This is a genomic window from Chitinophaga sp. YR573, assembly GCF_900110995.1.
Lineage (GTDB): Bacteria > Bacteroidota > Bacteroidia > Chitinophagales > Chitinophagaceae > Chitinophaga.
This window is the reverse complement of the sequence record NZ_FOJF01000001.1, coordinates 984233-1010021: the sequence shown is the minus strand read 5'-3', so window position 1 is coordinate 1010021 and position 25789 is coordinate 984233. Positions and strand designations below refer to the sequence as shown.

General features: G+C 42.4%; 18 protein-coding genes. 17 read left to right on the top strand and 1 reads right to left on the bottom strand.

Features of this window, described 5'->3' with window-relative positions:
* The first annotated feature begins 32 nt into the window (after positions 1–32).
* Entirely contained in the window at positions 33–1067 is a 1035-nt protein-coding gene (gene proB / locus BMW86_RS04255) for a glutamate 5-kinase (protein WP_089779277.1), read from the top strand.
* 14 nt (positions 1068–1081) lie between these two features.
* Positions 1082–2332: a glutamate-5-semialdehyde dehydrogenase gene (locus BMW86_RS04250; RefSeq protein ID WP_089779275.1), complete on the top strand. Its 1251-nt coding sequence runs from the start codon at positions 1082–1084 to the stop codon at positions 2330–2332.
* Here BMW86_RS04250 and BMW86_RS04245 read toward each other — a convergent pair.
* Complete coding sequence (locus tag BMW86_RS04245) at positions 2329–4821, bottom strand: glycoside hydrolase family 9 protein (protein WP_089783553.1); 2493 nt, start codon at positions 4819–4821, stop codon at positions 2329–2331. The genes BMW86_RS04250 and BMW86_RS04245 overlap by 4 nt on opposite strands.
* Before the next feature lie 161 nt (positions 4822–4982).
* Between BMW86_RS04245 and BMW86_RS04240 the strand changes: the two genes are divergently transcribed.
* The 15 genes from BMW86_RS04240 to BMW86_RS04170 all read left to right on the top strand — a co-directional run bounded on the left by BMW86_RS04240 (position 4983) and on the right by BMW86_RS04170 (position 25789).
* The gene (locus BMW86_RS04240; RefSeq protein ID WP_089779273.1) at positions 4983–6440 is read left to right on the top strand and encodes a sodium:solute symporter; all 1458 of its coding nucleotides are present in this window, start codon (positions 4983–4985) and stop codon (positions 6438–6440) included.
* A 10-nt stretch (positions 6441–6450) separates the two neighbouring features.
* On the top strand, positions 6451–7254 hold the full coding sequence (gene murQ / locus BMW86_RS04235) for an N-acetylmuramic acid 6-phosphate etherase (protein ID WP_089779271.1): 804 nt from the start codon (positions 6451–6453) through the stop codon (positions 7252–7254).
* A complete protein-coding gene (locus BMW86_RS04230; RefSeq protein WP_089779269.1) occupies positions 7251–8444 on the top strand; it encodes an anhydro-N-acetylmuramic acid kinase in 1194 nt (397 codons plus the stop codon). The genes murQ and BMW86_RS04230 overlap by 4 nt, the downstream gene beginning before the upstream one ends.
* 116 nt (positions 8445–8560) lie before the next feature.
* Positions 8561–9307 (top strand): DeoR/GlpR family DNA-binding transcription regulator, encoded by a 747-nt coding sequence (locus tag BMW86_RS04225; protein WP_089779267.1) that lies wholly within the window; start codon positions 8561–8563, stop codon positions 9305–9307.
* A gap of 266 nt (positions 9308–9573) precedes the next feature.
* Positions 9574–12621 (top strand): SusC/RagA family TonB-linked outer membrane protein, encoded by a 3048-nt coding sequence (locus BMW86_RS04220; RefSeq protein ID WP_255372842.1) that lies wholly within the window; start codon positions 9574–9576, stop codon positions 12619–12621.
* A gap of 18 nt (positions 12622–12639) precedes the next feature.
* Positions 12640–13935: a RagB/SusD family nutrient uptake outer membrane protein gene (locus BMW86_RS04215; protein WP_089779263.1), complete on the top strand. Its 1296-nt coding sequence runs from the start codon at positions 12640–12642 to the stop codon at positions 13933–13935.
* Between the two features lie 206 nt (positions 13936–14141).
* Complete coding sequence (locus BMW86_RS04210; RefSeq protein WP_089779261.1) at positions 14142–16079, top strand: gliding motility-associated C-terminal domain-containing protein; 1938 nt, start codon at positions 14142–14144, stop codon at positions 16077–16079.
* An 11-nt stretch (positions 16080–16090) separates the two neighbouring features.
* A complete protein-coding gene (locus BMW86_RS04205) occupies positions 16091–17110 on the top strand; it encodes a PorP/SprF family type IX secretion system membrane protein (protein ID WP_089779259.1) in 1020 nt (339 codons plus the stop codon).
* A 211-nt stretch (positions 17111–17321) separates the two neighbouring features.
* A complete protein-coding gene (locus BMW86_RS04200) occupies positions 17322–17771 on the top strand; it encodes a c-type cytochrome (RefSeq protein ID WP_089779257.1) in 450 nt (149 codons plus the stop codon).
* Positions 17772–18007: 236 nt separating this feature from the next.
* Entirely contained in the window at positions 18008–18328 is a 321-nt protein-coding gene (locus tag BMW86_RS04195; protein WP_089779256.1) for a hypothetical protein, read from the top strand.
* A 154-nt stretch (positions 18329–18482) separates the two neighbouring features.
* Positions 18483–20027 (top strand): choice-of-anchor Q domain-containing protein, encoded by a 1545-nt coding sequence (locus BMW86_RS04190; RefSeq protein ID WP_089779254.1) that lies wholly within the window; start codon positions 18483–18485, stop codon positions 20025–20027.
* A 116-nt stretch (positions 20028–20143) separates the two neighbouring features.
* Positions 20144–20734, top strand: a complete 591-nt coding sequence (locus BMW86_RS04185) for an RNA polymerase sigma factor (RefSeq protein ID WP_089779252.1) — start codon at positions 20144–20146, stop codon at positions 20732–20734.
* Positions 20735–20772: 38 nt separating this feature from the next.
* Positions 20773–21330, top strand: a complete 558-nt coding sequence (locus tag BMW86_RS04180; protein ID WP_089779249.1) for an RNA polymerase sigma factor — start codon at positions 20773–20775, stop codon at positions 21328–21330.
* A gap of 97 nt (positions 21331–21427) precedes the next feature.
* Complete coding sequence (locus BMW86_RS04175) at positions 21428–22339, top strand: FecR family protein (protein ID WP_089779247.1); 912 nt, start codon at positions 21428–21430, stop codon at positions 22337–22339.
* A 36-nt stretch (positions 22340–22375) separates the two neighbouring features.
* Positions 22376–25789 carry a SusC/RagA family TonB-linked outer membrane protein gene (locus BMW86_RS04170; protein WP_089779245.1) on the top strand — a complete coding sequence of 1138 codons (3414 nt, stop codon included), beginning with the start codon at positions 22376–22378 and terminating at the stop codon, positions 25787–25789.

Below are 25789 nucleotides of genomic sequence, written 5' to 3'. Positions count from 1 at the left end.
TTTCAATATTTTGGCAGCAAATTCAGTGAGCAGTGAACAAACCGATTGTAGTTATAAAATTTGGGACGGCATCTATTACACATGAAAATGGTGAGCTGGATGAAACGATACTGGCATCTATAGCCAGGCAGGCAGCGGATTTGCAGCAGGAATACAATATTGTACTGGTATCTTCGGGAGCGGTAGCCGCCGGTAAGAAATACCTGAAACACTATAATGGCACTATCAGCGAGCGTAAAGCCGCCGCAGCTATTGGTAACCCCTTGCTGCTGAGTAAATACGCACGGTATTTTGCCCCTTACGATATCGCGATTGCACAAAGTTTGTGCGAACGCAGGCACTTCAGCAACCGTGCGCAGTTCCTGCAGTTAAAGAAAACATATGAAGAGTTGTGGGAAAGCGGTGTAATCCCGGTAGCCAATGAAAATGACGTAGTTAGTGATCTGGAGCTGAAATTCTCCGATAACGACGAACTGGCTACCCTGATAGCTGTTGGATTTGGTGCTTCTATATTGCTGTTCAGTACTTCTGTAGGTGGGGTATTGGATAAAGAAGGCAAGGTAGTACCGCTGATAGAGCAGATTGATGAAAGCATCTTATCACTGGCAGATACAAAGAAATCCAGTCTTGGTTTGGGTGGGATGGTGTCTAAACTCACCTTTGCCCGTTTGGCTACCCGCATGGGCATTAAAGTGGTGATCTTTGGTATTCATACACCTGATGGTATTATCAACGCAATAGAAGAGAAAACAGGTACCCTGTGTTTACCGCAGGAGTGCAGCATGCCCGCCCGAAAGAAATGGCTGGCCAGTGGCAGCCTGGTAACCGGCCGGGTACTGGTAGATGAAGGCGCTCTTACTGCTTTGCAGAAAAGGCGTAGCTTGCTGGCAGTAGGTGTGTTGACAGTGCTGGAAAAATTTGAATGCGGAGAGGTATTTGAAATAGTAGATGAGGAGCATAATGTGATTGCCGTGGCACGGGCAAAAGTATCTTCAGAGATTTTAACTGAAGATGGGAAAGTGCAGAATTTAGAGATTGCACATGCCGATGATATTGTATTGTTGTAGTAAGAAAAAGTAACATGGAATCTATACAAGGTTTATTGGAGCAGGCACAGGCAGCCACCCGTTCTGTAAAGGGATTGCCTGATCAGCAGAAGCAGCAGTTGCTGCAACGGCTGGCGGTGCATGTAGTGGCGAATACGGCTGCTATAGTGGCAGAGAACAAGAAAGACATTGAGAAGATGTCTGCGCAGGACCCGAAAATGGATCGCCTGGTGCTGAATGAGAGTCGTATCAAACAACTGGCAGATAGCCTGAATGAGATAGCGTTGTTACCTGATCCTGCCAACCAGGTTTTACTGGAAAGAACATTAGATAATGGGTTACATGTGCAGAAACGTACTGTTCCGCTGGGAGTAGTAGGTGTGATTTATGAATCAAGACCTAATGTTACTTTAGATGTGGCAGCGTTATGTATCCGCTCTGGTAACGTATGTGTATTGCGTGGTGGATCAGATGCCTTTTTTACCAATACAATATTGGTAAGCCTGATACAGGATGTATTGAAGGAGTTTAATGTAGATGTAAACGCCGTACAGTTATTACCGGTAGACCGTGCACTGATAGGTGATATGCTTACTGCGGTGAAATACATTGATATCATTATTCCCCGGGGATCACAGCAACTGATAGAATATGTACGCGCTAATTCCCGTGTGCCTGTAATAGAAACGGGGGCTGGTGTTTGTCATACTTATGTAGAGAAAACGGCAGATTTAAATAAGGCCAGTGCTATTGTTACCAATGCAAAGGTCTCCCGTCCTTCTGTATGTAATTCACTGGATACTGTGTTGGTGGATAAAGAAGTAGCAGGAGCATTGTTATCGTTATTAGCACCTTCCCTGAAAGCATATGATGTGGAAATCTTTGCTGATGAAACAGCATATGATATCCTGAAAAAACTGGATTATCCTTTACTGGAACATGCGGCTCCTGAAGATTTCGGTCGTGAGTTTTTGGATTTCAAATGTTCTGTGAAAGTAGTGTCCGGGGCAGATGAGGCCTTGCAGCATATACAGGAATATTCTTCCAAACATTCTGAGGCGATTGTGTCTGCGGATGCGGCTATCAGTGAGCGTTTTTTGAATGAAGTAGATGCAGCAGCAGTATACATCAATGCCTCTACACGTTTTACAGATGGTGGGGTGTTTGGATTAGGTGCGGAGATAGGTATCTCTACACAGAAATTACATGCACGTGGGCCGTTTGCATTAGAAAAACTGGTAACAGAGAAATGGTTTATAAGAGGAGATGGGCAGGTAAGGAATTAGTTCCTTATCAGCTCATTTATCTTTTTAAACTGATATCCTTCTTTTTTTAATTCGCTGATCAGCTGGTTGAGTTTGTTGTAAAACTTATCTGTTCTTCTTGGATCAGTACCGGCATGTATAAGTAATATCACCCCGTTTAAATTCCCTTTTCTGTTTTTATCAAACTTCATTATTTCGTTGTAAATCTCTTTACTGCTTTTGTAATTAGGCATGCCGGGATAAGTGTAATCTGCGTTGCTGCCGGTGCCGGGAGTGAAGTTTACTAACTGTAATCCTATTTTATAAGACCATGTTGCGATGGCGTTGTTCCACCATTCGTATGGAGGGATGTAGTATTTAACAGCCGTTGTATCTATACCTATTTTTTTCATTTTAGATAAATTCTGAGACATGTCTGTTTCAAATTCCTGTTGTGTGACTAAGAGGCTATCACGGTTTTGCCAGTCGCAGTACAACAGGTGTTTATCTGAATGAGGGCCGAGGTAATGACCGGCTTTATACAGGGCTTTAACAGGGAGTTGATATGCTTTTGTATTATAAAATCTTCCAGTGAAAAAGAAAGAGGCTTTTACTTTTTGTTGTTGTAATGTTTGAGAGATGATTGGTAATCCGTCTCCGAATTCATCTGCTGTGAATACTAATGCTATTTCTTTTTTAGAGCTGTCTGTTCTTGTAATAGCTCCCTGTGTAATTGTTTTTCCTTCTGCTTCTTTAGCGGCTAATAAGTAAATCATTACAGCCGTACCATCCATGGTTGGCTCATTGGTGCTGTAGTCTCCGAAGTCATCGTGATATACGGCGAGATCGCTTTGGAAGTCGGCATATTCATCAGCATCTTCCAGTTTTATACCTATGAGATTTTTGAAGATATTGGTGTAAACAGGGCCGTCTACTAGTCCGCCATCCAGTGGATAATGTTTTAAATGTGATAAGGAAGAGTGGGGATCTGAGGGTGTATCGCCGTTGGCAGGTAATCCGTATACCATACCTGTGCCCCAGGGATTACAGCCGAAGATCCAGTCGAAACAGGCTTGTTCTAGTTGGATGTAGGTCTGGTCACCGCTTAATTGGCGGTACCAGTAACATTGAATAGCGAAAGCTACTGTGAGGTTGTTGCTGCACCAGATGTAAGGGATACCTCTGTAGAAACCGTTGTGTTCTGCTTTGTTCCAGACTTTTTCAATACCTGATTTGTAGTATTGGATAATGGTATCCCTGTTATGTCCTTTTAGTTGTTTGGCCAGTTCATAGTGGCCTGCATTGATAAAAGGATACCATTGATAATGTTTTGCGGTGTCTTTACCCAGCCAGGGAGTAATAGGCTCCTGTCTGGCAAAGGTGAGTGCATCGAATGTACCGGCCAGCTCCGCTGCGGCCAGTTCCATATCATCTGTATAATTATCTTCTTCATAGAAATAAGGAGATCTTCCCGGAGCTGTCTGACAAACACCCGGTTTCGCTATTCCCAGTTGATATGCCGCATGGGCTTTATGTAACAGAGAATCTGCATAAGCAGGTTGTAAGGGGGATAATAAACGATAACCCATCGCAAAGGAGCTGCTGAATTTCCCCGCAGTAGAAGCAACGCCGGTACTCCTGTTTTTATATTTCAATAAACCCTGTGGTTCACCGGTGCAGAAATAAACCGGGCGTTCCAGTCCGTGATTGTAAAAGTTGGTATCCTGTTTAGGGATTCGCATACCCTGATGGTCCCGGTCATCTCCGATCTGGTTATACATCCTGTCATCAGCAGGGTACATTTTCATCAGCCAGTCTAGGCCCCATTTAGCCTCATCCAGCACATCTGCGATCCCGTTGTAGCCTGAGAGACCATTTGCCTGTAAACTATCCGTAAAAACGCCTGGGAAATCACGATAAGCTGCTAAGAGGTGCCAGGTTGCATTGGCAGAGGTAGTGACATATTGTAAATAGTCGGAGGCATCGTGCCATCCACCTGAAACCGGCACAAAAACGCTATCCGGACCATAAACCGGAAAGCCGTCATGCGTATGGCAGGAATCTTTCAGAAAAGGATTGAATCCACTTCTTTGCTGGCGCATATAGCGAAGACAGAAATCCGCAGCACCTTTATATACTGTATCGCTGATAGTAAACACAGGGGATGCCGTTATGCCCATAGCTATGGCCGACGACTTAAGACCGGCAGTAACCATAGTGTCTGCTGCATTTATTATCCTTGTTTGCAGGTAATACCGTCCCGGTTGGCGAAATGCGGAAAAGTCCAGCCGGTAAGTTTGCCGGAATGGCCCATATGCGCCAAAGGCAGCACCTGCCATATGATGATACACTACTTTATGCGTACGCGCATCTATCAGCTCAAAATATTTTAATGTATCTTGTTCTTTGCTGCACCATACCGCTACCTTACTGCCAGCAGGAGTATAGCCCATCTGGTTAATGCGGATCCAGTCGGCAAATGCAGTAATATTAATAAAAGTAAACAACAAGCATAAGAGCAGTGTTTTCATACTTAAGATTGTAATTAGTGGAATATGCAGCAATACTAAAATAAGATTTTCTTCGGCTTTCTGCATATATTTTTAGTTTTTCTGCGTTTTTGTATTTACATTTAAGAGAGAATGTGCGTTTTTATGCAGTTTTTAATAACTGTAACAACCAAATAGCTAGTATGTCACCAATCCTCCTGTTTTCTATTGTTATCATTTATTTTGCTGTTCTGTTGCTGGTAGCATGGTATACCGGTCGTAATTCCAGTAATGAATCTTTCTTTATTGGCAACCGTAACAGTAACTGGATGCTGGTAGCATTTGGGATGGTAGGAACTTCATTAAGTGGTGTCACCTTTGTAAGTGTACCGGGTGGAGTGGCCACCGCAGCCTTCGCATATTTTCAGGTAATGATCGGCTATTTCCTGGGATACCTGGTGATTGCTTATGTATTGCTGCCTTTATATTATAAGCTGCATCTCACCTCTATCTATAATTATTTAAGCAACCGTTTCGGAAAAGCCTCTTATAAAACAGGCGCATCATTCTTTATATTATCAAGAACGCTGGGGGCTACGGCCCGTTTGTACCTGGTGGTAAACATCTTACAGGAGGCGATCATGAATCAGTTTAATGTCCCGTTCTGGGTTACTACACTGGTCATCCTCATCATGATATTATTATACACTTTTGAAGGTGGTGTAAAGACTATCGTATATACAGATACTATGCAAACCAGCTGTATGCTGCTGGGACTCGTTATCTGTGTAATCTATATCCTGCATACCATGAATCTTAGTCTGGGTGATAGTTTTACAGCTATGACCAACAAGCATATGACGCAGATCTTTTTCACCAATCCGGATGATAAATCTTTCTTCTTAAAACAGATTTTAGGCGGGATGTTCATCACGATTACCATGACGGGTATGGACCAGGAAATGATGCAGAAGAACATCTCTGTGAAAACGCTGAAAGGCGCGCAGAAAAATGTGGTAACCCTGGCATTTGTATTACTGGGAGTCATCATGTTATTCCTTTTCCTGGGTGGGTTATTATACCTGTATGCCGACTTCCTGCATGTATCTGCCGTAGGGGATAAGATCTTCCCTGTGCTGGCGCTGGAGCATATGCCTGCTTATATGTCCATCATCTTTATCATTGCACTGATCTCCGCATTGTTCCCAAGTGCAGATGGTGCTATCACCGCATTAACATCTTCTTTTTGTATAGATATCCTGGATATACGCCAACGTGGCAACCTTACAGAAGTGCAGCAGAAAAAGACCCGGCAAAGGGTACACCTGGTTGTATCTTTTATCTTTTTGCTGTTCGTGCTGCTGTTTAAATATATTAACAGTGCCAGTATGATCAATGTAATCCTGGTGGTGGCCAGTTATACTTATGGCCCTTTGCTGGGATTGTTCTCTTTCGGGATCCTTACCCGCCGCAGGGTGAATGATGCCGTAGTACCAGTGCTGGCTGTGGCTGCACCGCTGATCTGTCTTTTCCTGGATACCTACCAGGCGAAAGTGCTGGGTGATTATAAAATAGGATTGGAATTACTGGTAATAAACGGTTTACTGATGTTTATCGGGTTATTACTGTTTTCAAAACCGGCAGAAAAAAAACTACTATAATCTTAATGATATGCTGACTACAGAAATGTCTTCCCGTTTTAACAACCTGGAGCAAATGAGTGTGACGGCCATACTGGAAGGTATTAACAGCGAGGACATGACTGTTCCGCTGGCTGTTGCAAAAGCCATTCCCCAGGTAGAGCCGCTGGTAACTGCCATTGTTAAACGCATGAAACAGGGTGGCCGTCTTTTTTATATAGGCGCCGGAACCAGTGGCAGACTGGGTATCCTGGATGCATCTGAATGTCCACCAACGTTTGGTGTACCACATGAGCTGGTAGTGGGCATTATTGCAGGTGGTGATACCGCCATCCGTAAAGCAGTGGAGTTTGCAGAAGATGATGCGGAGCAGGCAGTAAAAGATCTGGCGCAGTTTTCAATCACAGATAAAGATACCGTGATAGGTATTGCGGCATCGGGTACTACTCCTTATGTGATTGGGGGCGTAACAACATTGCGTAAGCAGGGGATCCTTACCGGATGTGTAACCTGTAATACAGGCAGTCCGCTGGCTGCTGCAGTGGAATATCCTGTAGAAGCAGAAGTAGGCGCGGAGTTCCTGACCGGTAGTACGCGTATGAAAGCAGGTACTGCACAGAAGCTGATCCTGAATATGATTTCTACTACAGTGATGATACAGCTGGGACATGTGAAAGGGAATAAGATGGTGGATATGCAGCTGAGTAATAAAAAACTAATCAGCCGGGCGGTGAAGATGGTGATGACGGAATTAGCCGTAGATGAAGAAACTGCGAAACAACTGATTGCAGAAAAGGGAAGTATTCGATCAGCTATTGAAAGTGGAAAGTCATGAATAAAAACCTGCATAAACTCTTCGATATTTCCAATAAACCTGTAAGGCGTATTATCGGCTTAATGTCCGGTACATCGCTGGATGGATTGGATGTGGCCCTATGTGCCATAAGTGGCAGTGGGATGGATACCAAAGTAACACTGGAGCATTTCCATACCTTCTCTTACCCTGTTATGGTAAAAGACGAAATCCGCAAGATATTTGCAAAGGAGATGATCAGCTTTGAACAACTGTGTTTATTGAATCCCTGGCTGGCAAAGGTGCATGCTGCTTATATCCTGGAAGCTTTAAAGAGATGGAACATAAACCCGCAGGACGTAGACCTGATAGCCTCTCACGGGCAAACAGTCTATCACAGTCCTAAAAGCTTACATCAGCGGCAGTTTTTCTTTAATGCTACTTTACAAATCGGAGACGGAGACCATATCGCTGTAGATACAGGTATCATCACCCTTAGTGATTTCAGGCAGAAACATATTGCTGCCGGTGGAGAAGGTGCACCATTGGCTTTATACGGCGACTACTGCATTTTCTCCAAACAGGGAGAAGACAGGATCATGCTGAATATGGGCGGTATTTCGAACTTCACCTTTTTACCTGCTACATTAGATGCTTCTGCGGTGTATGTAACGGATACCGGTCCGGGTAATACTTTGTTGGATGCTTTTGCACGTATTTATTTCAGGGAGGAGTTTGATAAAGACGCTTTGTTTGCTTTACAGGGTAAAGTGAGTGAACCGTTGTTGGCAGCATTAAAAGATCATCCTTTTTTCAAAGAGCCTTTTCCAAGAACAACAGGCCCTGAGTTATTCAATAAAGAGTATGTAGAGAAAGCGCAGGAACGCAGTAATACAAAGGATCTTTCTTCTTATGATGTCATGGCAACTTTAACGTATTTTAGTGCAGATACTATTACAGATGCGTTATTAAGTGTACTGGATAAAGAGAAGGATTATGCAGTGTATGTAAGCGGTGGTGGTGCACATAATCCTTTATTGATAAGTTTGATAAAGCAACAGATGCCACGTCTACGAATCCGCAGTACAGGAGAGATAGGAATAGAAGGAGATGCAAAAGAAGCAGTATTATTTGCCATACTGGCGAATGAAGCGGTAGCAGGAGAGGGGATAGATTTTGGAAAGCCAGGTATGCCGGCGGTTACAATGGGAAAAATATCATTCCCGGCATAGACCGGTTTCATTTCCGCATAAATCTGCTAAAAACAGCAAGAAAATGCGGTTTTATATTTTGTTTTCTGCGTTTATTTGCCGAAATTCAATTTTCAATTAGATTCAACCAAAATCAGATGCTAAAGGAGGAACGCCACGCATACATATTACATCAGGTAAACCTGCATAATAAAGTGTTGTCCTCTCATCTGAGTGAACAGATACAGGTGTCTGAAGATACTATCAGGCGTGACCTTGCGGAGCTGGCACAGGATGGAAAGATTATAAAGGTACATGGAGGGGCGTTATCAAACTCATTTCATCTGGGCATTACATCCAGGGATGTATATGCAGTGGAGGATAAAAAAACAATTGCGTTAAAGGCTGTACAACTCATACAGGACGGGATGTTCGTACTAACCACGGGAGGAACTACTATCGTTGAACTGGCCCGTATCCTGCCAAAGGAATTGCAGGCTACATTTATCACGGTAAGTTTACCGGCAGCTTTTGAATATGCGAATCATCCGAATATAGAAGTAATCGTAATAGGAGACAAACTCTCTAAAGGTTCTAAAATAACAGTAGGTGGAGAAGCTATCTCCAGGATAAAAATGATCAAGGCTGATCTTTGTTTTCTGGGCAATAATGCCATAGATGCAGAAGATGGATTAACAGATAACGACTGGGATGTAGTGCAGGTGAAACGCGCTATGATCAGCACTTCCAAGAAAGTTGTCGTGTTATCTATCTCAGAAAAGATTGATGCTTCTGAACAATTAAAGATTTGTGATGTGAATGAGATAGATATTTTAATCACCGAATTACCACCCAATTCTAAGAAGTTACAACCGTACAAGAAAAAGGGAATACAAATACTATAAAGGATTAGCCTATATAATTTTCAGCGTCATCGTGCGGGAGTAGAGTCCCCGCAGGACTTTGGAGTGTGTAATTGCCATCAGCCAAACAGCAGTAATAATTAATAATTCGTAAAGGGACTATTTAGAGTATAGGTGTATACCGGCCAATCAGAGCTCAGGAAGTATACTGCCATCATTTATCAACTTCAATTATTTAAAATTTAGTTATGAGAATGTATCAATTATTCCGGCGCGTCAGGTGCAGGTATCTGTTACTTTTGCTTGTTATGCATAGTTTAACAGCTGCGGCCTTTGCTCAGGTTAAACTATCAGGTAAAGTAACTGATGAAACAGGTGCGCCAATACCAGGTATAACCGTTGCCGTTAAAAATACCAAATTTGGTACGCAGACAAATGCAGATGGTAATTATGTGCTGACTGCAGATCTGAAGCCGGGTAATTATACGGTCGTATATTCCGGTATCGGCTTTTCTGCAAAAGAAAGTTCACTGACTATTACAAGTGCCAGTAGTTATACTATAAATACTGTTTTAGGTACATCTGTATCTAAACTGGATGAGGTAGTCATCACCGGTACTTCGGCAGGAACAACACGTAAACAACTGGGTACTTACATCAGCACAGTGAAAGCGGATGAGCTGACGAAAGGGGCTACGGGTAACGTGCTGGCAGCTTTGCAGGGTAAAACTGCGGGTGCGCAGGTAACACAGAACTCAGGTGATCCTGCCGGTGGGATCTCTGTAAAATTACGTGGTATCAGTACGATTGGTGGTTCTACAGATCCATTGTATATCGTAGACGGAGTTATCATTGATAACTCTACTACCCGTGTTACAAATGCAGATGCAAGTTATAATGGTGGTAATTCTGTTGGTTCTGTAGGACAGAACCGTATGGTGGACATCAATCCCGCAGATATAGAAAGTATTGAAGTACTGAATGGTGCGGCAGCAGCTGCTATCTATGGTTCCAGGGCGAATGCAGGTGTGGTGCAGATCTTCACCAAAAAAGGTAAAGGTGGTGCTCCTGTAGTAAGTTTCTCTACCAGCTTTAATGTAAACTCACTGCGTAAAAAACTGGATGTAAATGAGGCTCCTACCAAATTTGGTGGTACTCCTGATGTATCTACACAAACGATACTGACTCCTACCATTACTAATACAACAGCCGTAAACCGTTACGATTATCAGGATTATATTTTCCGTACCGGTGTTGGTTCTGATAATAATATATCTGTTGTGGGTGGTCAGAATAAAACAAGGTATTACGCTTCTGCCGGTTATTTATATAATCAGGGTATTGTAAAGAATACAGATTTTAACCGTTACAGTTTCCGTTTAAACCTGGACCAGGAATTAAATAAATGGATCAGCTTTAATGCTACCATGAACTATGTGTATAGCAAGTCTAACGAGAAACCGGATGGTAATACCTTCTATTCTCCTACGAATGCTGTAACCATCATTGGTAACTATTATGATATCCAGAAACGTGATGCATTGGGCAATCTGCTGGCAGTAGGCGAACGCGGACGTGTGAATCCTGTTTCAGTTATTGAAGACATCAAACAGCGTCAGCAAACCAGCAGGATCATTGCAGGTGCAGGTATCAAACTGACTCCAACAAAAAACCTGACAGTAGACTATCACATGGGTATAGATAATTACAGTCAGGATGGTACTACTTTCATTCCTCCTTATGCTTATAATGTGAGCTTAGGTTTCTTTGGTGGTGGTACTACGCTTGATCCTACCCAGAATGGTTATGCAAGTACAGGTAATAATAATTCTTTCCTGATCAACCATGACCTGAATGCTACTTATAACGCGAAGATCAGTGAGTCATTAACCTCTGTTACACAACTGGGTTACTCCCTGCAGTATCAGAAAACGCACTATTCTTTACAACAAGGCCGTGGATTACCTCCTTTTGTACAGGTAGTAAGTGGGGCAGCTACACCTATTACCGGTGCAGATCAGCGCACAGAGTTATCTATCTCAGGTGAGTTCATTCAACAGAACTTTAAATACCGTGATCAGTTCTTTATTACAGGTGCCTTACGCGTGGATGGATCTTCTGTATTCGGCCCTCATGAAAGAAACCAGGTATATACCAAATTAAGTGGTAGTTATGTAGTATCTGGTACTGATTACTGGAAGAAATTAGGTGTGGCCAACTGGTGGAACCTGTTTAAACTGCGTGCTGCTTATGGAGAATCAGGTAACCTTACCGGTATCCCTGCTTATAACAGATACAATACCTACAGTGCAAGCGCTTTTGTAGGTAGTGCCTCTTTCCTGTCACCTACTACCTATACCAATCCGGAAGTAAAACCAGAGAAACAAAAGGAACTGGAATTTGGTACTGATATGGCTTTCTGGGATAACAGGATCAACTTATCAGTGAACTATTATACCAAGAAGGTAGAGAACCTTTTAATCAGCAGCGCTATTGCGCCTACACAGGGTTTCACCACCCGTTTGGATAACGTAGGTTCTCTTTCCAATAAAGGTATTGAAGTGGTGCTGGGTATCACCCCTGTTAAAACAAAAGATTTCAGCTGGGAGCTGACCACTATTTTTAACCGTAACAGAAATAAAGCACTCAGCATAGGACAATCATTTGTGTTGTATTCTACTAACAGTGGTGCTCCTGTAGCTATTGCAGCTGGTCAGCCAATAGGGTTCTTCTATGGTACTTTCTTTGCGCGTGATGCAAATGGTAATGAAGTGAAGAACGCAGCAGGTATTCCGTTAACAGAACTGGGTAAACAAAACAGTTCTTTAAGTTATACTGTTGGACGTGATGCAAATGGATTACCTACAGGTTCTTCCCTGCAGAAGAAAATCGGTGATCCTAATCCAGGATGGACTGGTAGTTTAACGAATGACTTTAACTATAAAAAGTTCAGTTTACATACACAGCTGGATGCGGTGCAGGATGTAAGTGTATTTAATGCAGACTTCAGAACAAGACAAGGTGTTGATAATGGAAAAGTAGCAGAACAGGAAGACAGGGGACAGATTCCACGTGGTTACATTGCCGGTGTATATGGTATACAGGAATGGAGAATAGATGATGGTTCTTTTGTAAAACTGAGAGAAGTATCATTAAGCTATAATATCGGTAAGATAAAAAGCATCAGTGATCTTACTGTAAGTGTAGGCGGTAGAAACCTTTATTCATGGGATAATTACAAAGGATATGACCCTGAGGTGAATGCAGCGGGACAGAGTACAGTTCTTCGTGGTATTGATTTCGGTACGGTACCTGCTCCAAGAACATTCAATGTGGCTCTTCGTGCCAAATTCTAAACTATCAAAAAGAAATTTATGAAAAGGTATATCAATAAATATAACAGTTCGATAATGGCGGCATTGCTGTTGTTCTCTGTTACTTCCTGTAAAAAGGATTACACCGATCCTTCCGGGCCTTCTTCTGATAAGGCATTCAGTTCACCTAATGCATTGACGGATGTTGCTGTAGGTTTACAGAATCTGTATTCTGCAAACAGGACCAGTCTTGTTTACACTACTATTACCGCAAGCAGTTTGCTGACCGGAGAAACGTATGTAGTGAATGCGGGTAATACGGATGAAAATCAGTTGGGACTGGGTGGCGTGAATGTGCAGAATACCAATGCAATAGTGACAGGCATGTGGACTTATGCCAACAAGATTATCTATGATGCCAACAACGTATTAAATAATACGAATGCGGTAGTGACTGATAAAACTTATGCCAGCGGTGTTATTGCTTATACATCTATTTTCAAGGCACTGGCTATTGGTGATATGGCGATGTTCTGGGATCATGTGCCGGATACAATTGGTACGAACACTACATTTATTACCAGTCAGGCAGCATATACAAAAGCTGTAGGTATTCTGAATAATGCATTAGCTACCGTGTCTGCGAATGCGATTAGTACCAGTTTTACAAAGAATGTACCGGCAGGTATTGATATTGTAAATACACTGTATGCACTGAAAGCGCGATATGCATTGTTTGCAGGTGATTATGCAACTGCACTAGATGCAGCAAACAGTGTAACACTTACAACAACTTCTACTTTTAATTATAACAGTCTTACTACTAACCCTATTTTTACACTGGTAGCTGCTACCAATAATATTTACCAGGTAGTAGATTCAGCAATGAGCTTACCGGTAGGATTACAACCTGATGCAGCAGACAAACGTGAGCCGTTTTATGTAAACATCGGTACCAGTCCGCGTTTTAGAATTAAAGGTTTTTATACTTCTACCACACAGGCTATACCAGTATTCCTGCCCGGAGAGATCACACTTATCAAAGCAGAGTGTTATGCCCGTATGCATGATGTAACGAATGGTCTGATAGAGTTAAATAAGGTAGTTACTAAAACAGCAGCTTCTGATCCTTATGGTGTAGGTGCTGCATTACCCGGAGTAGTGGTTACTACAGAAGCGGACCTGCTTTTACAGATCTACAAACACCGTCGTATTGAGTTATTTATGGGAGGGCTGGCACTGGAAGATGAGCGCAGATTTGAACGCCCTGTAGCGGAGCGCAAACGCACTTATTTCCCTTTCCCGTTTGTTGAACGTAATGGTAATACTAATACCCCGGTTGATCCTGCGTATTAATATATAAAGAAGGTTTATTTGAAAAAGAGTTGTGCCGGTTTGCCGGTACAACTCTTTTTTATTACCATTCGTCTATAAATAATTCCCGTTCGCATATTATTTTGCCCTATTAACCCTATTAGGATATTTTTGTTCTACCACTCAACCTCTATTCCCCACTAAGAGCATACGCGAGCACACTATACCTGTTATAATCAATCGAAACAATGAAATTGCCCAACTATTGGACCATTAAAGGCTATTGCCTGCTTATGTTGTTCATGTGTATCTCATATACCTCAAAGGCACAGTTATGTACAGGCAGTCTGGGGGATCCTGTTGTGAGCTTAGACTTTGGCGCTGGTACAGCTACTTTTGCCGGCGCATTAGGCAGTGGTATCACTACTTACTCTTATGTGGCACAGAGCTTCCCTTATGATGGATCTTATACCGTTGAAAACACTACTGCGGGGGCAGGGAATGTCTGGTGGTCTACCACAGACCATACGGGGAATACAGGTGGTTATATGATGGTGGTAAATGCCAGTACCTCTGTAACGGATTATTTCTATCAGAAATCAGTATCCGGATTATGTCCCAATACAACATATGAATTTGCCGCCTGGGTAGTGAACCTGTTACGGTCTTCAGATAATAATCCTCCCAATATTACTTTCTCTATCTTATCGTCAGATGGCAGCACTGTTATTCAGTCCTATACCACTGGTAGTATTGCGAGGACCAGCAGTGGTCCTGTATGGCGGCAGTTTGGGTTTTACTTTACCACTCCGGCCGGTACATCAGATGTGATCATCAAAATGAGTAATAGCAGTCCGGGTGGCGCACCAGCCAACGACCTGGCGCTGGATGATATCACGTTCCGTCCCTGCGGACCCAGTGTAAGCGCCGTAATTAGCAGTGGTGGAACTTCTGCAGAAGTGTGTAAAGGCGATGCAACGGTTTTCACCCTCACAGGCACAGTATCCAGCGGGTATACCAGTCCCGCGTATCAGTGGCAGGTGAGTACAGATTCAGGCACTACCTGGACGGACATCGCCGGTGCAACCAGTACTACGTATACACGTTTGCCTACAGCCCCCGGTACTTACCTGTACAGGATGGCAGCCGCACAGACTGCAAACATCGGCTCTTCTGCCTGCCGTGTTGCCTCTAATGTCATCACCATCACAGTAGATGACAATCCGGACCCTGCAGCCAGCAGCAACAATCCTACCTGCGAAGGGGATACCCTGCAATTAAGTTCTTCCACCGGAGCTACCTACAGCTGGACAGGCCCCAACGGGTTTACCAGTACCTCCCAGAATCCTGTGATCAATGGTATTACATCAGCAGGCAATGGAACATATTACGTAACACTGACGACGGCACTGGGTTGTAGTAATACAGATTCTACGGTAGTGGATGTAAATCCTGCACCTGTTGCAGATGCCGGCAGTGATGTAAATATCTGCGAAGGTAGTACCGTTACTTTACAGGGCAGTGGAGGCAGTACCTATTTATGGTCTCCGGCTTCCAGTTTATCCGATTCTTCTATCGCATCACCAGTTGCTTCTCCTACTGATACCACTACTTATTTATTGACAGTCAGTAACGGGCAATGTAAAGCATACGATGAGGTATCAGTATTTGTATGGAAAAAACCTACAGCTGATGCAGGCCCGGATCAGCGGATCTTTGAAGGAGACCCTGCACAGTTAGCCGGTATAGCAGGAGGTACAGATGTTACATACTCCTGGACACCAGTATATAATATCACAGACGCTACTATTTTAGATCCCATTGTAACACCAGACAGTGATACCACTTATACGTTGACGGTAGTATCCGGAGATGGATGCGGGACCGCATCTGATAAAGTGTTTATCAGGGTGTATAAGAAGATCATCATTCCCAATGCATTCTCTCCCAATAATGATGGAATCAATGATACCTGGAGAATACAAAAGCTGGATACTTATCCCGATGCAGATCTTTCTGTATTTAACCGGTATGGGCAACTGGTATTCAAAAGCAGGGGATACCCCAACGAATGGACCGGTACCTATGATGGCAAGCCATTACCGGTAGGTACTTATTATTATGTGATAGATCTCAAAACTGGTTTCGGAAAAAATCCTACCGGTTGGGTAGTGATTTTGCGATAAAAATACAGACGATGAAGAAAGTAATAATCCTGTGTGCGGGCGTTTTTTTTGCTGCCGGTTCTTATGCGCAGCAGAAGCCGCATTACACACAATATATCCTTAACCAGTATATCATCAATCCTGCCCTTTCCGGTATAGAGAATTACTGGGATATTAAGGTCAGCCACCGGCACCAGTGGACGGGACTGAGTGGTTCACCGGTTACCACTTATTTCACCATACAGGGGCCTATCGGCAAAAAGGACTATCGCACTACCGCTACTTCTTTTGCAGTACCAGGAGAGAACCCCAGGGGGCATCGTTACTGGGAAGACTATACGGCCGCAGAACCTCATCATGGAGTAGGTTTGCAGGTCATCAATGATGTAACAGGGCCTTTAAGCAACCTGAGTGTGTATGGTACCTATGCGTATCATATAGGACTCACGCCCCGTACCAGTTTATCCGCAGGTTTTGGCGCAGGTATCAGCCGTTTCAGTCTGAAGAGTTCGGGACTGGATTTTGAGAATACGACCATTGATCCTGTTGTTTATTCAAGCGGTATCGTCAATACAACGAAGTTTGATATGACGGCTGGCTTGTACCTCTATTCAGCAGATTATTTTGTGGGAGTATCTGCACAGCAGATTGTACCATCTCGTCTTAACTTTTCCAATCATGCAGTAACTGCAGAAACAGGAAAGACGGTGCCACATCTGTTCTTTACAGGTGGCTACCGTTTCCTGCTTACAGATGATTTTAACCTGATCCCATCCGTAATGGTGAAATATATCAATCCATTGCCGGTGCAGGTAGATGTAAATACCAAGCTGCAATACAGGGACCTGATATGGGTAGGGGCCACTTACCGGCATAAAGACAGCTTTGCCGGGATGATGGGCGTAAATATTTCAAACAAGTTTAATATCGGATATTCTTACGACAACTCCACTACTGCACTGGCTACCTACGGGAAAGGCACACATGAGATCATTCTTGGTTTTATTATTGGAAACAAGTATGATGACTCCTGCCCAAAGAATGTATGGTGATGAAATGTTTAAAAGCACTATATTAACGGTTGAAAGTTATTTATACCTACAACTGAGCGACAGCCTGTTCCTGTTTTACAACTATCCGGAGCGGGCTGTTTGCATGTTTAATCTGCCGTTTATATAAAATAAGGATTGATATCTGGGGTTCTTTTTGTAAGTTTCAATAATAATCTGAGGAGCTTATTATTTATTACAAAATCCATGGTCCATGCAATTTAAAAAGTCACTTGCTGTACCGTTGTCACTGGTAGTGGCGGCGATGCTGTGTTCCCTTGCCTTACCCCCACAAGAAGAAAAGGCCAAGAATCTTAAGGTATTACCTAAGAATATCAGTCATGAAGAACTGATGAAAAACATGCACTTCTATAACAAGGCACTAGGTGTGAAGTGCGACTTCTGCCATGCAAAGTCTAAGGATAATCCGCAGAAGATGGATTTTGCCAGTGATGAGAAGGAAGAGAAGGAAACCACCAGGGAGATGATGAGGATGACCAATAAGATCAATAAGAAGTTCTTCAAATCAGGTAAAGATGAGAGTGGTCAGTCTATTATGACAATCTCCTGTTATACTTGTCACAACGGAGAAGCGGAACCAAAGAAGCTGCCAGTGGGTGGGCCGGAAGGCGCTCCTCATGGGGATGCGCCACATGACCATTAATTCAAGGAGTGGGGCAAATGATAGTAGTGACTCAGTTTGATTTTGGGCGCAGGGCGAAGCCCTGCAAAACCCCTTCAATTTTTTTGTGATGGTGCGAAGCTCCATCCAAAAAAATCAAACTAAGTCGCCAAATGATATTTTTTTCTCGTTTTAAAGGAAAAAATTATCTTTATAATAATAGAATTCCACTATATTATATTAGATAATCATTAGAACCACAACTTAAATCGATTGTTATGACCGCATTTAACTCCCTTGCTATTCTGGCGTTGGTCTTTTTTTTAGCACACGTAGTATTGCTGTTTACTTCATTTGGGAAAAACGGATATCAGAAAACGCGATATCTGTATTCTCACATTACACTCTGGATCTGTGGAGGCCTTCTTTTTTTACTGGCTTCACTGTATGCAGGGAAACAGGTATCAGGGATCCTGGATGTATTTGATACACCGGGCAAACAACTGATGATCATCGGTGTGGTATTGTTACTGTCTCTCACAGCACATACCATTGTACGGTACCTGGTGATGCCAAAGTATAATGTAGATAAGAGATAGGTATCAAGTCCTTATTATAGTAAGCCGCTCCTTTATACGGGGCGGCTTTTTTTATTATTAGAAAAAAATCAGTTTTCCGCGGTCCTACCTGCCCGCGTGTTCGTCTTTACTATGAAAATACCCAAACCCACTCACCTTTAAATGTAGTTTTGCTATGAAAAACACCATTGCAGCATGCCTGCTGATTATTGCGGCCACGGCCTGTAATAAAGAAAATGTAACCAAGCTTACCAACAAAGATGCATTGGCCGTTACCACATTGACTATCACCAATTATTATGTAAGCCCTACAGGGAATGATGCGAATGCAGGTACCTCTTCATCTACAGCACTAAAAACCATCCAGGCAGCCCTCAATAAGACCACAAATGGTGCAGGCAGTACCATTTATGTAGCTGCAGGTACTTATGGAGAAAGGCTTACATGGCCCAACTCCGGTGCAGATTCTACATCGCCGATTACATTAACCAATTATGCCGGAGGTACTGTAATTCTTGATGGCAGCACTACCACCAGCAGCACAGCAAATGCGATGATCACAGTGGCCAGCAAAAGTCATATCCGCATCAACAACATCAGCATTGCCAATAACATCCGTCTGAACGCATCCGGTATTTATATCAGTGGTGCTGGTACAGATGTACAGGTAACTTCCTGCAAAATTTATAACGTAGGTTATACCACCGATTCTACCGCTATCCCTACTTCTACACAAAATGCAAATCCATTTGTAGTTGTTGGTTCTCTGGATTCTTCCTACAATAAGATCTATATCGGTAGTAACCAGATATATAGTTGTAATACAGGTTATAGTGAATCTATGACACTGAATGGTAATATTGAAAACTTCCTGATTGAAAGCAATATTATTCACAACGTAAGGAATATCGGAATAGATATAGCTGGTCATTATTCCTGGACAGGTGCACCTGCCAGCGTGAACTATGCACGCAATGGAAATGTGAAATATAATATTGTGTATAAATGCGTATCCCTGGCGGCTGTTAGTGCAGGTATTTATGTGGATGGTGCACAGTATGTGAATGTAGAAGGGAATACTATTTATCAGAACGGTGTAGGGGTAAGTGTTGGTTGTGAGAACAATGGATTTGTTGCAAACGGTATTAATATCCGCGACAATTTTATCTATAATAATATTGATGCGGGCATTTATGTTGGTGCCAATGCGGCGAACAGTAAAGTAACCTATTCATCTATTACGAATAATACTTTCTTTAAGAATTATACCCAAAATGGATGGGGAGGCGAAATCCATATTCAGAATACAGATTATTTAAGTATTAAGAACAATATCATACAATCCGGGAATGCTAATAATTTAGAGGTAATTGCATTATCTGGTTATACTACTACTAATCTGTCTATGGATTACAACCGGTATTATTCTGTTTCAGGTGTTGCTACCAATGTTGCTTTCGACTGGGGTGGTATTACCGGAACCGGATATGGCTCACTTGCTGATTTTAAAACTGCGACAGGCCTGGATGCTCACTCTACTTATGGCATTCCTTCATTTGTAAGCAGTACAACACCTAACCTGCATTTGGCCAGCGGTTCTGCCTGTATTAATACCGGAGACCCTGCCTTTGTACTTGGATACCAGGAGTTTGATATCGACAAACAAACCCGTATACAGAATAGCCGGGTGGATATAGGTGCTGATGAAACGGCTTATTAAAAGATAATCCCCGATCATATTTATATAAAAGGGCTCCCTAAGGGAGCCTTTTTTTTGTATTTTTAGCAGAATACTCACCAAAAAGCAGCTAAAGGAGAGATCTGAGGAGAAAACTCATGCAGTCAACTACCGATACCGAATTGTTACAAAAGCTAAGGGAAGGGGATGAAACAGCCTTCCGGGAGCTATATGACCGGCATAGCAGGACGGTATCTGCATTTGTGTATCACCTTACCCATTCTGCCGTAGATGCAGAGGATATCTTACAGGAAACCTTTTTAAAGCTCTGGACCAGCCGGGAACAACTACCCTCCATAGACCATATCGGCAATTATATCTTCATGATAGCCAGGAATAAAACGCTGGACCACCTGCGCAAAATAGCCCAGCAACAAAAACTGATGGACCGTGTATGGGCAAATATCAGCGCTCCTGCAGATGGTATCGAGCAACAACTGGACGCCCGGGAAAGCCAGCAACTGATCAATAAGGCTTTTGCGCAACTGACTGAACAACAGCAGACTATTTTCAGATTAAGTCGCCAGGAAGGAATGACCCATGAAGCCATTGCACAGCAACTACGCCTTTCCAAAAGCAGGGTGAAGAATGTACAGGTAGAAACACTTCGTTATATCCGGCAATTTCTTGCACAATACGCCGGACCTCTTGGTGTATTATTCGTAGTAACATCCTTAATGAAAAGCTAACATTCAAAACGGGGCCTATTATTTAGTTTCGTGCTGTAATGGCCCAGGATCTTTTTGATGAAGACAAATACCTGCAATTATTCATCTCCGGCAGTGAAGATGCCTTTGATACTATCTTCAAAAGATATTATGAAGGGCTGCTGAACTTTGCGAAGGTCTTAATACCCTATCCAACTGATGAAGCAGAAGATATTGTTGCAGAGATGTTCTGCACCTTGTGGAATAACCGCAAACAGATCACTATCACCAATACATTAAGCGCTTATTTATATACTGCTGTTAAAAACAGGGTATTCGATTATTTCCGTAAACGCAAAATTATCTTCCATATCCCCGAAGAGAATGATACTGCTGCTGCGGGTTACCAGCAACCGGACCATCTGCTGATGTACAAAGACGTAACACATCGTATTCAATCTCTCATCAGCCAGCTTCCCCCTCAAATGAGACTGGTATTTCAGCTGAACCGCTATGAAGGATTCAGTTATGAAGAGATTGCAGGATTGCTGAATATATCCGTAAACTCTGTAAAAACACATATGTTCCGTGCGATGAAATCACTGAAGGCATCGTATGCTGTGTTACCAAATAGTTAAGCGAATCCTTTCCAATATTACCAAACTGTTAACTCCATTTTTCTTGTCACGATCCTTCACCTGAAATACGTCTTACTGCTATTAAACAACGAATTGATTGGAACAGCAGGACATTTATTTATTGATCGCACGGTATTTTAATGCGGAAACTACTACTGAAGAAGAGGCTTTTTTAACAGACTGGTTACAGCAATCAGCAGAAAACAGGGAGACTTTTTCTGTGTTGCAGGAAATATGGACAACAGATAAAGTGCAGGATAATGAAATAATTACTGCCGGATTAAAGAACGTTAAATATAAGATAGCTGCTTCCAGGAGAAGGGTAAGATATATAGCTGCAGCTGCTATGATAGCGGTGATGGTAATCTCCTGTGCGTTGTTGTTTTACAGACCAGGTAATAGTTATATAGAGCAGAGGAGTCTGGCTGGACAGGTATTACACCTGCGTTTACCGGATGGTACACTGGTGCATCTTGCTCCAAAAAGTACGATCCGTTATGCTAAGCAATCAGGCAGAGAAATTATACTTAAAGGAGAAGCCTTCTTTGAAGTAAATAAAAATGCACATCATCCTTTTTCTGTACGCGCCGGTAAGCTATCTGTAAATGTACTGGGTACACGATTTAATGTTTCTGATACGGCTGTATCGCTGGTAGATGGTAAAGTACAGGTAACTGTAGATGAAAAAGCCTATACGTTAACACCAGGTCGTCAGCTGCGTTATAAAGATGGCCATTATTATGAGCAGGCATATGATGTAGATGATGTAACCGGATGGGCGTCTGCGTTACTCGTATTCAGGAATGAAAGTTTTGCATCAGCAGCAGCTAAGATTGAGAAGATGTATGATGTAAAGATTATTTTCTCTGATCCTGAAACTGCCAACTACAGGCTGTTTGCAAAGTTTAGTAATAAGTCACTGACCTATGTGCTGGATGTAATTAAAGCATCAGATAACCTTGATTATACTATCAAAGGAAAAACTGTTTATATCTCAGGAAAAAAATAAAATTAACCAGGACTCGTTCACGCTAAACACCTATATATGTTTCTTTTTTACAAGAATTTAATGCCTAAACATGGCAAGATACTGCTATGTATCCTGTTCTGCCATGTATTCCTGCAGGGTTTTGCAGCTCCTGCAAGAATAGATCTTCAAAAGGTACCCTGTTCACTTTCTGTACAGAATAAACCTCTGGAAGAAGTGTTTGAAATAATAGAAAAACAAACACATTATTCTATTGTTTGTATGGACCAGTCGGGCCTTATGAGCAGAAGAGTAAATGTAAATGCACCCAATGCCACTTTAGAAAAAGTATTACAGCTACTGGCTACACAGGCTACCTTTAATTACAAATGCCTGGACAATAATATTATCATTCGCGCAGCTGTGGCACAACCCGCAGAAGCTCCTGAAGAAAAAACTATCTCAGGAAAAATAACGGATGCAAAGAAGCAACCATTACCGGGTGTATCTATCATGGTAAAAGGGACTAAGAGAGGTACTATCACCAATGATAATGGTGATTTCCAGATAAAAGTACAGGAAGGTGATATACTCACCATCTCCTTTACAGGTTATATACAACAACAGATAGCAGTTAGTAATACGGCTAACTTCCAGATAACCCTGCTGGATGATGAAAAGAAATTATCTGAAGTAGTAGTAACCGCTTTAGGTATCAAGAAAGAAAAAGCAAAACTGGGTTATGCTGCACAGGAAGTAAAAGGTGCAGACCTTGTAAAAGCCCGTGAATCAAATGTAATCAGTTCTTTAACAGGTAAGGTGGCTGGTTTGACCATCCGCAATACCACAGACCTTTTCCAGGACCCTGAGATCTCCTTACGTGGCAGAAAACCATTGATCGTTATTGATGGTATTCCTGATCAGTCAGCAGATCTTTATAAGATCAATGCAGATGATGTGGAAAGCATGACCGTACTGAAAGGAGCTTCTGCTTCTGCCCTGTATGGTTCTATAGGACAGAATGGTGCTATTATGATCACCACTAAAAGAGGTGGTTCAAAAGACCTGAGTGTAGAGTTTAATTCATCTACACAGTTCCAGACCAGCTTTATCCGTATACCTAAAGTACAGAGCTCTTATGGTAATGGATTTAAAGGTCAGTATACTTATATAGACGGTTCCGGTAGTGGTCCGGAAGGTTCCGGTTGGATCTGGGGCCCTAAGCTGGATCAGAAAGATCCTACTACTCCCAGCGGATACTTTGAAACACCACAGTTTAATAGTCCTGTTGATCCTACCACAGGAAAACTGGTACCATTGCCTTTTTTATCAAGAGGGAAAAACAATGTGAAGAACTTCTTCCGTACAGGTGTTATCTCCAGTAATAATATCAGCTTTACCAAGTCTGGTGATAAAGGAAGTTTCAGAGCATCTGCTTCACATATTTATCAGCAGGGTATTGTTCCTAATACTGACCTGAAGAATACATCTTTCAACATGGCAGGTAACTACAACCTCAGCGATGCATTCAGCATTAATGCGAGGATCAGCTATAACAAAGAGTATACACATAACTTCCCTGAAACAGGGTATGGACCTACCAACTACCTGTATAACCTGATCCTTTGGACAGGGCCGGATATTGATGTACGTGATCTGCGTAATTACTGGGTACCAGGGAAAGAAGGTGTACAGCAGAGACATTATAATACCTCTTATTATAACAACCCTTATTTCCAGGCATATGAATATCTGCGTGGTTATAATAAGGATAATACCTTCGGATCAGTGGATTTGAATTACCAGTTCAGTCCTTCTTTTAGCGCTAAGTTCCGTAACGGTATTAATGAGTACGGCCTTAACCGTAATTATAACGAGCCTAAGAGTTATATCGGTTATGGTAGTAAATCAAGAGGACAGTATACAGTATCAACAGGTAATTACTTTGATATTGTATCTGATCTGATGGTTGACTATAACCATACATTCAGCAGCAAGTTTAAGGTCCGTGCACAGGTAGGTGGTTCCAACTACTATCGTAATTTTAAATATGGCACCAGCAATACAGATGGCTTAACCATTCCCGGTTTTTATAACCTGAGCAATTCTGCCAGTCCTGTATTAGCTACCAATGCAATAGAAGAACGCAGAACAAGAAGTTTCTATGGATTGGTGGATGTTGAGTTGTATAACGCATTATACTTCTCTGTAACAGGGCGTAATGACAAGATCTCTACTTTGCCTGTTACCAATAATAGTTTCTTCTATCCTTCCTTAACAGGTGCTGTAGTGATCTCTCAGCTGGTGAAATTACCAGACTGGTTTTCTTTCCTGAAAGCAAGAGGATCATTATCAAGAGTATCCAGTGGTACACTGAACGACAATGATTATACCTATAGTTACCTGCCATCGTACAGCAAAGGAACTATCTGGAATAATACACCTTCACTCACTTATGGAGATGTGATTTATAATACTTCTCTGCGTCCGCAAACATCAGACAGTTGGGAAGCAGGGGTAGATACCAAATTCTTTGGTAACAGACTGGGTGTTGAGTTTACTTACTTCCAGACAAAAGACTATAACAACATTGTATCTATACCCGTTTCTCTGGGTAGCGGATATGCCAGTCGCCTGGAAAACGGAAACGTATACCAGCGCAGAGGTATAGAAATCGTAGCCAATGCAAATCCTGTCCGCAAGGGTGATTTCAGATGGGATGTAATGGTAAACCTAAGTACTTACCGCCGTTATCTGAAAGAGATTTCAGGAGGAGGTACCCGTCTCAATTACCTGAAAGTCGGTGACAGAACAGACCGCATCTTTACCAGCGTTTACCAGAAAGATCCTTCCGGTAATGTGATTTATAATACAAACGGATTCCCTTTGGCGGATAACTTCCAGCGTTTTGTTGGTAACCAGGACCCTGACTGGATCTATGGTATAGAGAACAGCTTCAGCTATAAGAATTTCAGTTTACGCTTTTTAGTAGATGGACGTATAGGTGGTATGATTTATTCAACTACCAATCAGAAAATGTGGTGGGGTGGTACCAATCCTGGTACAGTGAATGCATTCAGGGATGATGCCAATGCAGGAAAATCTACTTATGTAGGCAAGGGAGTAGTGGTAACAGGTGGCGCAGCTACCTATGATGCAAACGGTGATATCACCAGTGATACACGCACCTTCGCAACCAACACTCAGGCGGTTAACTACATTGATTACATGACCAATACCAGCAATGGAGCTAACAACAACTACAACTATTTTTCACAGACTTTCCTGAAGTTAAGAGAAGTAACACTTACCTGGAGAGTGCCCGGTAAATGGCTGAAAGGTACCTTTTTCCATAGTGCAGATGTATCAGCAGTTGGCAGAAATCTGTTACTGTTTTCTAAAATGCCCAACGTTGATCCGGATGCAGGTGTAGATAATCTACAGACACCTTCTACCAGAAGTATGGGATTCAATGTTAATCTTAAATTCTAA

What these genes read in the sequence shown, in the direction of transcription:
- BMW86_RS04210 (WP_089779261.1), top strand. Translation starts at nt 14,142, where the DNA reads ATGAAATTGCCCAACTATTGGACCATTAAAGGCTATTGCCTGCTTATG.
- BMW86_RS04185 (WP_089779252.1), top strand. Translation starts at nt 20,144, where the DNA reads ATGCAGTCAACTACCGATACCGAATTGTTACAAAAGCTAAGGGAAGGG.
- BMW86_RS04195 (WP_089779256.1), top strand. Translation starts at nt 18,008, where the DNA reads ATGACCGCATTTAACTCCCTTGCTATTCTGGCGTTGGTCTTTTTTTTA.
- BMW86_RS04240 (WP_089779273.1), top strand. Translation starts at nt 4,983, where the DNA reads ATGTCACCAATCCTCCTGTTTTCTATTGTTATCATTTATTTTGCTGTT.
- BMW86_RS04220 (WP_255372842.1), top strand. Translation starts at nt 9,574, where the DNA reads ATGCATAGTTTAACAGCTGCGGCCTTTGCTCAGGTTAAACTATCAGGT.
- murQ (WP_089779271.1), top strand. Translation starts at nt 6,451, where the DNA reads ATGCTGACTACAGAAATGTCTTCCCGTTTTAACAACCTGGAGCAAATG.
- BMW86_RS04225 (WP_089779267.1), top strand. Translation starts at nt 8,561, where the DNA reads ATGCTAAAGGAGGAACGCCACGCATACATATTACATCAGGTAAACCTG.
- BMW86_RS04215 (WP_089779263.1), top strand. Translation starts at nt 12,640, where the DNA reads ATGAAAAGGTATATCAATAAATATAACAGTTCGATAATGGCGGCATTG.
- BMW86_RS04180 (WP_089779249.1), top strand. Translation starts at nt 20,773, where the DNA reads ATGGCCCAGGATCTTTTTGATGAAGACAAATACCTGCAATTATTCATC.
- BMW86_RS04200 (WP_089779257.1), top strand. Translation starts at nt 17,322, where the DNA reads ATGCAATTTAAAAAGTCACTTGCTGTACCGTTGTCACTGGTAGTGGCG.
- BMW86_RS04245 (WP_089783553.1), bottom strand. Translation starts at nt 4,821, where the DNA reads ATGAAAACACTGCTCTTATGCTTGTTGTTTACTTTTATTAATATTACT.
- BMW86_RS04205 (WP_089779259.1), top strand. Translation starts at nt 16,091, where the DNA reads ATGAAGAAAGTAATAATCCTGTGTGCGGGCGTTTTTTTTGCTGCCGGT.
- BMW86_RS04170 (WP_089779245.1), top strand. Translation starts at nt 22,376, where the DNA reads ATGTTTCTTTTTTACAAGAATTTAATGCCTAAACATGGCAAGATACTG.
- BMW86_RS04250 (WP_089779275.1), top strand. Translation starts at nt 1,082, where the DNA reads ATGGAATCTATACAAGGTTTATTGGAGCAGGCACAGGCAGCCACCCGT.
- BMW86_RS04230 (WP_089779269.1), top strand. Translation starts at nt 7,251, where the DNA reads ATGAATAAAAACCTGCATAAACTCTTCGATATTTCCAATAAACCTGTA.
- BMW86_RS04190 (WP_089779254.1), top strand. Translation starts at nt 18,483, where the DNA reads ATGAAAAACACCATTGCAGCATGCCTGCTGATTATTGCGGCCACGGCC.